Genomic DNA, 11,886 nt, shown 5'->3' with positions numbered 1-11,886 from the left:
CGCCGCGTCACTGCGCGGCGTTGGTCTCCTCGATAAGATTTACGCGTTCGCGTAATTCCTTACCGGGTTTGAAGTGTGGTACGTGCTTGCCGGGCAAGGCGACCGCCTCGCCGGTCTTGGGGTTGCGTCCCATGCGCGGCGGACGGAAATGAAGCGCAAAGCTGCCGAAGCCGCGTATCTCGATGCGTTCACCCGTGGAGAGCGCATGACTCATCTGCTCCAGCACGCTCTTGACCGCAAGTTCCACGTCGCTGAAGGCAAGATGGGTCTGGCGCCGAGCCAGCGCCTCGATCAGTTCCGACTTTGTCATGGGTCCCCTGGTAATTCTCAAGCTGACGCAAAGGTCTGTCCAAACAATGGCGAGGGGCGGATGACCGCCCCTCGCCCGACGGTCAGTCGGCCTTGTTCATCTGCTCTTTGAGCAGCGCGCCGAGCTTGGTCGTGCCACCTGCAGCGGACTGGTAGTCGGCCATCGTATCGGCCAGATCTTCCTCGTCCTTCGCGCGGATCGACAGCTGCAGCTGACGGCCCTTGCGATCCATGCCGGTGAACTTCGCTTCGACCGCATCGCCGACCTTCAGGTACTGCGTGGCGTCGTCCACGCGCTCCTTGGCGATGTCGTTCGCACGGATGTAGCCCTCGACGCCTTCGCCGAGATCCACGACCGCACCCTTGGCGTCGACTTCCTTGACCGTGCCGGTCAGGACCGTGCCGCGCGGATTCGTGGCCATGAACTGGCCGAACGGATCCTGCTCCATCTGCTTGATGCCGAGGGAGATGCGCTCGCGTTCCGGATCGACAGCCAGGACCACGGCTTCGACTTCGTCGCCCTTCTTGAAGTTGCGGACGAGGTCTTCACCCGAGGCCTGCCACGAGATGTCGGACAGGTGGACGAGACCATCGATACCGCCTTCCAGGCCGATGAAGATGCCGAAGTCGGTGATCGACTTGATCTGACCGGAGACCTTGTCGCCCTTCTTGTGCATGGCGGCGAAGGCTTCCCACGGGTTCGAGCGGGTCTGCTTGATACCCAGCGAGATGCGGCGACGCTCTTCGTCCACGTCCAGGACCATGACTTCCGTCTCGTCGCCGACCTGCACGACCTTGGCCGGATTGACGTTCTTATTGGTCCAGTCCATTTCGGACACGTGCACCAGGCCTTCCACGCCCGGCTCGATCTCAACGAAGCAACCGTAATCGGTCACGTTGGAGACCTTGCCGAACAGGCGGCTGCCGACCGGATAACGGCGGGCGATGGCGACCCACGGGTCGTCGCCGAGCTGCTTGAGGCCGAGCGACACGCGGTTGCGCTCGCGGTCGTACTTCAGCACGCGGACGTCCAGCTCGTCGCCGACGTTGACGACTTCGGACGGGTGACGCACGCGCTTCCACGCCATGTCGGTGATGTGCAGCAGGCCGTCGATGCCGCCGAGGTCCACGAACGCGCCGTAGTCGGTGAGGTTCTTCACCACACCCTTGACCACTGCGCCTTCGGTCAGGCGCTCGAGCAGCTTCTCGCGCTCTTCCGAGAACTCCGTCTCGACGACCGCGCGGCGGCTGACGACGACGTTGTTGCGCTTGCGGTCGAGCTTGATGATCTTGAACTCGAGGTCCTTGCCCTCGAGGTAGACCGGATCACGGACCGGACGCACGTCGACCAGGGAACCCGGCAGGAATGCGCGGACGTCCTTGATGTCGACGGTGAAGCCGCCCTTGACCTTGCCGGAGATCTTGCCGGTGATGGTCTCTTCCTTGTCGAACGCCTGCTCGAGGTCGTCCCACACCATCGAACGCTTGGCCTTCTCACGGGAGAGCTTGGTCTCGCCGAAGCCGTCTTCGAGCGCGTCGAGCGCGACCTTGACCTCGTCGCCCACTTCCACTTCCAGCGCGCCGGACTCGTCCTTGAACTGCTCGATGGGGACGATGCCTTCGCTCTTCAGGCCGGCGTTGATCACCACCACGTCGTTGCGGATTTCCACAACGATACCGGTGACGATGGAGCCGGGCTTCAGCTTGGAGATGGCCTGCTGGCTCTGTTCAAACAGTTCGGCAAAACTTTCAGTCATGTTGATTCCAGGGTTATGAAAGGTCGTACCCGGCGCTGCGTACCTTCGTGATCGCAGGCAAACGGGGGACCCACCGGTCAGGGGTGCGCGAACATGCCTGGATAGGCCTGCCCTGCACCGTTGCAAGAGCCCGCGCAACCGCGCGGACGCCAATGCCGGATGCGCCCTACGGGCGCACCACGGCGAATACTTTCGCCACTACTTCGTCGATCGGCATGCCGGTGGTATCGATCACCACGGCGCCTTCGGCTGGCTTCAATGGGGCGACCGGCCGCGACGCGTCCCGCTCGTCGCGCGCCTCGATCTCTCTTTGAAGAGTCGCAAGTGTAACGCTCAGGCCCTTATCCTTCAACTGCTTATAGCGCCTTTTCGCGCGTTCGGCGGCGCTGGCGGTAAGGAAGAACTTGTGGGCGGCGTCGGGGAAAATCACCGTGCCCATGTCCCGCCCGTCCGCAACCAGGCCCGGCGCCTTGCGGAAGCCGTGCTGGAGGTCCACCAGGGCCTGCCGCACGGAGGGAATCACGGCGATGGCGGAGGCCGCCGCGCCGGCGGTTTCGGTGCGCAGTTCGTCGGTGGCGTCGTGGCCGTTGACCAGCACCCGTGTCTCGCCACCATCCGGGCTGGCCTGGAAGCGGATCTTCACGGTCTGGGCGCAACGGGTGACCGCTTCGGCGTCCGAGAGATCGATGCCCTCCTCGCCCGCCGCATAGCCCACCGCGCGATAGAGCGCCCCCGAGTCGAGCAGGCGCCAGCCGAGCCGCTCGGCCACGAGGCGGCTGATCGTTCCCTTGCCGGAGCCGGAAGGGCCGTCGATGGTCAGGACGGGGACGGCTGCCGGATGGCCCATGGCATAAACCTCATTCGCGAAACCGGCATGATATCGCGTCGCCGGTCGGAATCCGGCCATGGACAGCCCAGTAGGGCCGTGCTACAAGCCCGTCAACCTACCGCGCCCAGGGTTCCCGCCCTTCATGTCCGACGACCTTCGGAGCCAGTTCGAGCAGGCTTACCTGGACCTCGGTCGCCTCGGGCACCGGCCCGATAACGACACGCTGTTGCGCATCTATGCGCTCTACAAGCAGGGCTCCGAAGGCGACATCCACGGCGACAAGCCCGGCTTCTTCGATTTCGTCGGCACCGCCAAGTACGAGGCCTGGGCCACACTCAAGGGCACCCCGCGTGAGGCGGCGATGCGCGACTACATCGCGCTGGTGAGATCGCTGAGCGGCTGATTGTCGCGGCGAGCGTCACCCGCTGCGACAACCGGTCGATTCAGGCACCACTGACCCACGCAGCCACCGGCAAATTGCCGAAAACGCCTACGGCCTCGGTCACGCCGCCAGGCCGTGCTCCGTCGCCGAGGACGTTCCGCCATTGCCCTTCTGGCAACGGCAAGGTCGTGCCCTCCCAGCACGCTGCCGGAATCGCCGGGGTCTCGGCGCCCGCAAGCCATTCGGCCGTATGCCGCGCCACGGCCACCAGCAGGCGCTGCCCGCGATGCTCGCGCACGAACGCGAGAATGTGATCGGCCGCTGTGCCGGACGCCGACAACGGTCGGTAGCTGCCCTGGGCGAACAGTTCCGGGTGAGCCCGACGCAGACTCAGTAGCCGCAGAATGGTTGCCTGCTTCACTGCCCCGTCGCGCCACGTGCCAAGCGCCTCCTCCGGCGCACGCTCGCGCTCGAGCGACGCACTGCGTGCCGCGAAGTCCACCGGTCGTCGGTTGTCCGGATCCACCAGGCTGAAGTCCCAGTACTCGGTGCCCTGATAGAGATCCGGCACACCCGGCGCCGTCAGCCGCAGCACCGTCTGCGCCAGGCCATTGGCGGCGCCGGGCGCGGCGATGTATTGGGCAAAGGCCGCCAGTTCGGCGGCGCCATCGCCGGAGAGCAGGCTGCGCAGGAAATCCTCGCACGCGTCCTCGTAGGGCTCGTTCGGCGACGTCCAGCGGGTCCAGCGTTTGGCTTCGCGCAGCGCCTTGCGCTGCCACGCGGCGATGCGCGAGGCGAAGCGCTCGAGGCCTTCGTCGTCACCGGGCTCCAGCCCCAGCGGCCAGGCACCCACCAGCATCTGGTAGAGCATCAGTTCATCGGCCGCCGACGGTGCCATGCGCCCTTCCGCGCGCTGCCGAAGCGACGCGTGACGAGCGCGCCAGTGCTCCACGGTCACTACCCAGCGCCCGGCCACTTCCGACAGCACCGCCAGGCGCGCGCGCACATCCTCGCCGCGCTTGTGGTCATGGGTCGCCGTCGCGAGCAGATTGTGCGGCAGCGTGGCGCCGCGTTCGACGCAGCGACGATGGAATTCGTCCATCGAAATCGCCAGCCGTGCCGCGTCCACACCGACTTCGTTGCGCGAGAGCAAGCGGCCGTAGCGATAGCCTGCCGTGTCTTCAACCGCTTTCGCCGCGACGGGCGAGGTCGCCTGCTGGAACACCGCGATCGCGCGTTCGCGTGCGCGGCGCACCGGCCCCGGGGGGAGCGAGCGCGGTGCCTCGCCGCCAAGCCAACCCGCCACGAGATACAGCAGGTCCGTGTCTTCACCCCGGATCGTCCGCAACGCACCTTCCACTGCACGCTCGAACACGGCAGCGTCGAACGCGTCGCGTCCAGCGCCGCCGGCGTAGGTGCGATAGACCGGAAAATGCACCAGCAGCTCTGCCAATACGCGGCGAATGGCAGCAAGCGAGACGTCGCGCGTGGCGACGTCCGCTCGGGCAGCGGCAAAAAGTGCGCGCGCCGTGCGATCCAACTCGGCCTCGAAGCTGTCCACCAGGATCTGGCGACGCGCGCGAACGGCTTGCGTCGCGAAGTCGGCGCCTTCGCCGGTGAGATTGCGCCACAGCTCGGTCAGCGGCGCTTCGCCTGTGTCATCGTGCAGCACCGCCGAGACCTGATCCATGAACTCGTAGCCGGTGGTGCCATCCGTGCGCCAGTCGAGCCGGAGCGACTCATCCTCGGCGAGGATCTTCTCCACCACGATATAGGCACCACCGCGCGGCGCCTCCGGTGGAGGCTGCGTACGCAGACGATCGAGTCGATGACGCAGTTGGCGGCAGTAACGCCGCGGATCCGCCAGCCCGTCCACGTGATCGCAGCGCACGCCGTCGATCAGTCCTTCGGCGTAGAGGCGGAAGATCGTCTTGTGCGTGTCTTCGAACACGGCTGTACGCTCGATGCGCAGACCGGCGAGCTCGTTGATGTCGAAGAAGCGACGGTAGTTCACCATATCGCTGGCGAGCTTCCAGAACGCGAGGCGGTAATGCTGCCGTTCGATCAAGGCATGCAGCGCTGCCCTGCCCTCGTCTGACGCCGGATCGTGCTTCGCCTCGGCATCGTCGGTCAGGCCGGCCAGCGATTCCGGCGAGAGCGGCAGGTGATCGTCGTAGACGCGCAGCATCCATTCGCCGCGCCGACGCGCCAGCCGCAGGTGTCCTTCGCGCAGCGTCGCGTCATAGCCTGCGCCAAGGATCGGCAGCAACAGGCGTCCACGCAGCAATGGATCGGAGGCTTGCCAGTCGATGTCGAAATAACCCGCGTAGCGACTGGTGCGACCGTGGCGAAGCACGTCCATCCACCATGCGTTCTGCACGCCGACGCCCATGTGGTTCGGCACGATGTCCAGCACGAGGCCCATGCCGCGTGAACGCAGGCGCGCCACGAGGCGACGCAAGGCGTCTTCTCCGCCGAGTTCGGGATTCACCTCATGGCAATCGACCACGTCGTAGCCATGCGTCGAACCCGAGCGCGCGCGCAGGATCGGCGAGGCATACAGGTGACTGATGCCAAGACGCGCGTAGTAGTCGACGACCTCCACCGCATCGTCGAGGGTGAAACCGGCATGGAACTGAAGGCGCGCAAGTGCGCGTGGTGGACTCATCGGGAACGGTTCCGGGTCTGATCGATAGTGGCGCACACGGCGTGGGCAATGGGCCCGTCGAACAACCGCGACGACGAGTCCGGCATGCGCCGGCGCCAGTTCGGATGCACCGCGTCGGTGGGTCCGGGTAGATTGGGTTGCTCGTGCAGGCCGAGGACGTCCTCGACCGGGAAGATCGCCAGGGGTGCCGGCGCCTGCGACACGTGCCGCGCAGCCGCGACGACCACCGGCGAGATGTCGTCGGGGGCAGGCGGTGCGTCCTCATTCCATGCCGAGCCGGATGCGCAGAGTGCGCGCCACAGCTTCACGCGTTCGCCTACGCGCACGGCGGCTTCGTCCACGGTCGGATCGTCGAGGCCCGTACGCTTGCGCCACGCCACGTCGCGACCGCTCCACCATCCGGCAACGGTCGGCACGTCGTGTGTGCTCGTCGTCGCCATCGCCTTGTTCGACCACTCGGACGGCGCAACGAAGCCGCCGTCGGCAGCGCGCTCGAACCAGAGCACGCGGATGCCGAGCAGATTGCGTTCGCCGATCGCATCGCGAAAGTCGGAGGGCACCGTGCCGAGGTCTTCGCCGATCACGATCGCGCGGTGCAGATGCGATTCGAGCGCGATGAGGCGCAACAGATCGTTCATCGGGTAGCGCACGTAGGCGCCCTCGGTGGCGCCTACGCCATGCGGCAACAGCCACAGGCGCTTCAGGCCCAACACGTGATCGATGCGTACGCCGCCCGCATGCGCCAGCGCCGCGCGCAACATGCCGATGAAACCCCGGAAGCCGGATTCGCGAAGCCCGCGCGGCGAGAAGGTCGTCAGACCCCAATCCTGGCCCAGCCGGTTGAGCGCATCCGGCGGCGCGCCCACGGAGAGACCGCTCAATACCTCGCCCTGGTGAGCCCAGGCGTGGCTTCCGCCCGCATCGGCACCAACGGCGAGATCGGCGATCAGGCCGATCTTCATGCCCGCATCGCGCGCAGCCTTCTGCGCGCCTTCCAGGCCTTGCGCTGCCAGCCATTGGAGCCAGGCGTGGAACCCCACCTCGCGCGAGTGCTCGCGGGCAAACGCTGCCACCGCACTACTCGCCGGATCGTGGAAGGCCTCAGGCCAACCTTGCCACCCTCCGGGTCGTCCGTGGGCGGTGAAGTCGGCATGCAGCGCCTCGAAGCGCGCATGCCGCTCAAGCGGCTCGCCCTGCTCCTTGCGGAACGCCATGAAGCGGTCGGAATGCGCGAGATCCACCGATGCCCACTCGTATACCGAGCGAAGAATGGTCATGCGCGCCCGTGCCGCGCGCGGCCAGTCGATCAGCTCGAGCCATTCCAGCTCGGCCAGCTCCTGCCGAAGATTGTGCGTGTCGATCACGGCGCGCACCGTCTGCTCGCCGCTGGTACGCGCGGGGTCGATGTAAAGGCCGTTGAGAAACAGACGGCTGGACGGCGCGTAGGGGCTGTAGCGCTCGGGTGCCGCCGCGAACAACGCATGCAGCGGACTGATCGCCATCGCGTCGGCGCCCTTCTCCGCCGCCGCCCTCGCCGCCAGTTCCAGGGCCGTAAAATCGCCGATACCGCCATCGCCCGGACGGCGCAGGCTGGACATCTGTACCGCGACGCCCCAGGGATTTCGCGCACCTGCAATGTCGCCGACGCCGAACGTCCGGGACGGCGCCACGGCCAACGTGACCTCGTCGTCGCCCAGCGATAGCGTGTAGTAGCCAGGCAAAGCCGGCGCATTGACCTCGCGCTCACTGGAAGGCAACTCGCCTTCGCTCACCACGGCGCCGTCCTGCGAAGCGATCTTCCACGCGCGGCCACGCGGCGATGGCGGTAGCTCGACGCGAGACCCCGCATCGGCCGTGATGAGCCGCGGCAAGCGACGACCGCTACCTTCCTCATCGAGACGCTGCAGGCTGGCGTCGACATCGCTCGCGTTTTCCGCCGGCAGGCCCAGCGCACGAAGCACGGCGCGCAGCGTGTCCGGCGACGTCGTCTGCGGGCGGTCCAACGCGTCACGCCAGTGCACGTCGATGCCTGCCTTTTCGGCCAGCAGAGCGAGGCGATCGTCGAGGGATGCGTTCACGGGGTCAGGACTCCAGGCAGGCAAGGGTGCGGCGAGCAGGGAGCAGGCCGCGTGAAGCGGATGCGACATCGGCAGCACTGCCATGAAGCCATGCCGCGGACGGCGAAGGCGTCGTGTCGAGCCCGATCTCGCTCTCGCCGAAGTTGACATACAAAGTCAGTGTGGCCGCGCCAAGCGACCATGCCACTACGAAGGCACGTTCGCCCAGTGCGGAAGCACCGAGGCTGCGCGCCGTGTCGATGTAGGGCGCCACGTGCTTCTGGCGCAGCGCGATCAAGGTACGAACCAACGTACGTCGCGCCTCGCCCTTTGTTTCGTCGCGTACAGGAATGGAGGCGGTGAACGTCTCGTACTCGTTCGGATCGGGAATGGTCTCTCCCGAGAAGCCCGAGAACGCCTCGAACTCCTTCCGTCGGCCGTCGCGCACCGCACGGCGCAGGTCTTCGTCCGGGAAATCGGTGAAGAACAGGAACGGCGTACGGCTCGCCCATTCCTCACCCATGAACAGCATCGGCACGAACGGCGCGAGCAGCAGCAGCGCGAGCGCCGCTTCGACAGTCTCTGGCGCAACGAGGGTCTCCAGCCGATCGCCGAAGGCACGGTTGCCGACCTGGTCGTGGTTCTGCAGGAAATTGACGAAGCGTGCCGGCGGTAGATGCGCGCAGGGCTCGCCGCGGCGGCGACCTCCCATCGCTTCGCCCTGGAAGGCAAAGCCTTCGCGGAGGCTGCGCAGCAGCTTCTCCATCGGCGGTCGATAGTGCGCGTAATAGCCCTCGTGCTCATCTGTAAGAAGCACGTGCAAGGCGTTGTGGAAGTCGTCGTTCCACTGGGCGTCGAATCGTTCCGGCGCCAGCAAGTGTGCCTGGTTCGCTTCGTTTTCGAGCACGAGGTGCACGTGGCGCTCAGGACTGGTTGCCGCACGCACGCGCGCCGCCAGGGACGCGAGCCAGCCCGGGTTGCCGATCGCATGCACGGCATCGAAACGCAGTCCGTCGAAGCGGAACTCCTCGATCCAGTACAGAGCGTTGTGGACGAAGTAATCGCCTACCTGCGGCGTCGCCACGCCGATCGCCGCGCCCCACGGCGTATGCGCCGCTTCGTCGAAGAAGGGAGACGCATAGGCGCCGAGATAATTGCCATCGGGACCGAAGTGGTTGTAGACCACGTCGAGAAACACCATAAGTCCGAGACCGTGGGCTGTATCCACGAGCGACTTCAGGTCGTCGGGCGAACCGTATGCCGCAGCCGGCGCGTACGGCAGCACCCCGTCGTAGCCCCAGTTGCGTTCGCCGGGGAACTGCGCGATCGGCATCAGTTCGATGGCGGTAATGCCAAGTGAGGCCAGATGCGGCAGCATCATTTCCACGCCATGGAAACCACCGAGCACGCCGGGATGAAGTTCATAGATCACCGTCTCGTGCCACGGACGGCCTCTCCATTCCGTATGACGCCATTCGTAGGCCGTTGGATCGGTGACCACGCTGTAGCCGTGGACGTCGCCATCTCGCTGGCGTCGCGATGCCGGGTCCGGTACTGCCGTGCCGTCGTCGAAGCGGAAGCGGTAACCCACCCCCGGTTCCGCTGGGCACACGCATTCGAACCAGCCGTCGTCGAGCGCACGCATGCGCGACACATGGCCGTCATCGCATTCGATGGACGCCGACTCCTTGTCCGGCGCCCAGAGGCGGAACCGCGTGCGTCCGTCGCCGAGCGGCTTGAATCCGTACGGCATGGCGTGGAAATGGCGCTCACTCATGCGGGTTCGGTCCGCACGGTGGCAGCAAGCATGACGACACAGCGCCCCTCCACTTCGATCGTCGGCTCGTTCCACGCCACCTCCGGCGCGGTGGGCGAAGCGCTGTTGCAGCACAGCCGCCAGTTCGCCGCAGGCTGCGGAAGCGTGAAGACATGCATCTCGGGCGTGGCATTGAACAGCACCAGGGTCACGTCCGCACGCTTTTCGCCCTGTGCCTGGACGCGACGCAAGGCCAGCAGACGGCCTTCCGTGTAGCCCCAGGCTTCCTGGTCCATCTCGGTACCACGTTCGTCGAACCAGGCGACCTCGCGCATGCCCGGCACCACGTCCTTGTCTCCGCGAAGAAAGTGCGCGGCACGCAAGGTCGGGTGCTGCTCGCGGAGCCGGATCAGCCGCGCGGTGAAGTCCGCGAGTTCCCTGCCCTGCTCCGAGGTGGCCTGTTTCCAGTCGTACCAGGAAAGCTCGTTGTCCTGGCAATACGCGTTGTTATTGCCGTGCTGGGTGCGCCCGAATTCGTCGCCGCCGAGCAGCATCGGCGTGCCGTGGGAAAAGAACATCGTGGCGAGCATGGAGCGCTTGACCCGGTCGCGCGCCGTGCGGATCCCCTGGTCGTCCGTAGGGCCCTCGGCGCCGTAGTTGTAGCTCTCGTTGTCGTTTCCCCCGTCGCGGTTGTCTTCGCCGTTGGCTTCATTGTGCTTGTCGTTGTAGCTGACCAGGTCTTCCAGCGTGAAGCCGTCGTGCGCCGTAATGAAGTTGACCGATGCCCACGGCTTGCGGCGCTGGTGATCGAACAGCTCGCCCGATGCCTGCAGTCGACCGGCGAGCGCGCCGCGCATGTTGGCATCGCCCTTCCAGAAGCGGCGGATGTCATCGCGATACTTGCCGTTCCACTCGGCGAAGCCGGGGGGATGGTTGCCAAGCTGGTAACCGCCCGGACCGATGTCCCATGGCTCGGAAATCAGTTTGACGTTGGCCAGCACGGGGTCCTGGCGCATGGCGTCGAATAGACCGCAGTTCGGATCGAAACCATGCTCCTCGCGCCCCAGGCTCACGCCGAGATCGAAGCGGAACCCGTCCACGTGGAAGGTCTGCACCCAGTACCGGAGCGAATCCATGACCAGCTGCAACACGCGGGGATGCGCCGTGTTCACGGTATTGCCGGTGCCGGTGTCGTTGATGCAGTAGCGCGGATTGTCCGGCATCAACCGGTAATAGCTCTTGTTGTCGAGGCCGCGGAACGACATGGTCGTGCCCAGCTCGCTTCCCTCGCAGGTATGGTTGTAGACCACGTCGAGGATGACCTCGATACCGGCGGCATGCAGCGCCTGCACTGCCGCGCGGATCTCGTTGAGCGCGCCCTCGGCCAGATACGCCGGCTCCGGCGCGAAGAACGCCAGGGTGTTGTAGCCCCAGTAGTTGCGCAGTTTCATTTCCGTGAGGCGGCGATCCTGCAAGTACGCATGGACCGGCAACAGCTCCACGGCGGTGACGCCGAGCTTCACCAGGTAGTCGATCACATAGGGATCGGCCAGCGCGATGAAGGTGCCGCGCTCGTGTTGCCGGATGCGCTTCAACGAACGAGTGAAACCCTTGAGATGGGTTTCGTAGATCACCGTCTCGTTCCACGGCGTATGTGGACGGTTGCCGTGGGTCCAATGCATCGGCTCATCCACCACCACGGCCTTCGGCATGGCGGCAGCGCTGTCGCGGCGATCGAACGACAGGTCCGCGCGGGGACTGGACACGCGATAACCGTGCAGCGCATCCGACCAGCGCACCTGCCCGTGCAGCAACCGTGCATAGGGATCGAGCAGCAGCTTGTTGGGATTGAAGCGGTGGCCTTCTTCCGGCGCGTAAGGGCCATGCGCACGGAACCCGTACAAGGTGCCGCCGCGTACGCGTGGCAGGTAGCCGTGCCAGACCTCATCGGTGCATTCGGGAAGGTCGTAACGCGCGATCTCGCGCTTACCGGACGGATCGAAGAGACAAAGCTCAATGCGCTCGGCGTGAGCCGAGAACACGGCGAAGTTCGTGCCCATGCCATCGCATGTTGCGCCGAGCGGATAAGGCATGCCGGATTGCATGCGTTCGGGAAGTACGGGCATCG

8 protein-coding genes are annotated in these 11,886 nt (G+C 65.8%); 1 reads left to right on the top strand and 7 read right to left on the bottom strand.

The features are described 5' to 3' along the window. Positions 1–7 precede the first annotated feature (7 nt). From IM816_RS06920 to cmk, 3 genes are all read right to left on the bottom strand, one after another. Positions 8–310 carry an integration host factor subunit beta gene (locus IM816_RS06920; protein WP_072320621.1) on the bottom strand — a complete coding sequence of 101 codons (303 nt, stop codon included), beginning with the start codon at positions 308–310 and terminating at the stop codon, positions 8–10. Positions 311–392: 82 nt separating this feature from the next. Next, a complete protein-coding gene (rpsA, locus tag IM816_RS06915; RefSeq protein WP_072320620.1) occupies positions 393–2,066 on the bottom strand; it encodes a 30S ribosomal protein S1 in 1,674 nt (557 codons plus the stop codon). Between the two features lie 166 nt (positions 2,067–2,232). Further along, complete coding sequence (gene cmk / locus IM816_RS06910) at positions 2,233–2,913, bottom strand: (d)CMP kinase (protein ID WP_083527211.1); 681 nt, start codon at positions 2,911–2,913, stop codon at positions 2,233–2,235. A gap of 124 nt (positions 2,914–3,037) precedes the next feature. On the opposite strand from cmk, the gene IM816_RS06905 reads away from it, so the two are divergent. Then, entirely contained in the window at positions 3,038–3,298 is a 261-nt protein-coding gene (locus IM816_RS06905; protein ID WP_072320619.1) for an acyl-CoA-binding protein, read from the top strand. Between the two features lie 40 nt (positions 3,299–3,338). Here the strand turns inward: IM816_RS06905 and treY are convergent, their stop codons facing one another. Genes treY through glgX form a run of 4 tightly spaced genes read right to left on the bottom strand, consistent with a single transcriptional unit; the run spans position 3,339 to position 11,884 of the window. Beyond that, on the bottom strand, positions 3,339–5,945 hold the full coding sequence (treY, locus tag IM816_RS06900) for a malto-oligosyltrehalose synthase (RefSeq protein ID WP_250340312.1): 2,607 nt from the start codon (positions 5,943–5,945) through the stop codon (positions 3,339–3,341). After that, positions 5,942–8,023, bottom strand: a complete 2,082-nt coding sequence (gene malQ, locus IM816_RS06895) for a 4-alpha-glucanotransferase (protein ID WP_250340311.1) — start codon at positions 8,021–8,023, stop codon at positions 5,942–5,944. The genes treY and malQ overlap by 4 nt, the downstream gene beginning before the upstream one ends. A gap of 4 nt (positions 8,024–8,027) precedes the next feature. Continuing rightward, complete coding sequence (gene treZ / locus IM816_RS06890; RefSeq protein ID WP_250340310.1) at positions 8,028–9,779, bottom strand: malto-oligosyltrehalose trehalohydrolase; 1,752 nt, start codon at positions 9,777–9,779, stop codon at positions 8,028–8,030. Continuing rightward, positions 9,776–11,884: a glycogen debranching protein GlgX gene (glgX, locus tag IM816_RS06885; protein ID WP_250340309.1), complete on the bottom strand. Its 2,109-nt coding sequence runs from the start codon at positions 11,882–11,884 to the stop codon at positions 9,776–9,778. The genes treZ and glgX overlap by 4 nt, the downstream gene beginning before the upstream one ends. Between the last annotated feature and the right edge of the window lie 2 nt (positions 11,885–11,886).

Origin of the sequence: Luteibacter flocculans (genome assembly GCF_023612255.1) — a bacterium.
GTDB lineage: Bacteria > Pseudomonadota > Gammaproteobacteria > Xanthomonadales > Rhodanobacteraceae > Luteibacter > Luteibacter flocculans.
This window is presented reverse-complemented; position numbering and strand designations above follow the sequence as displayed.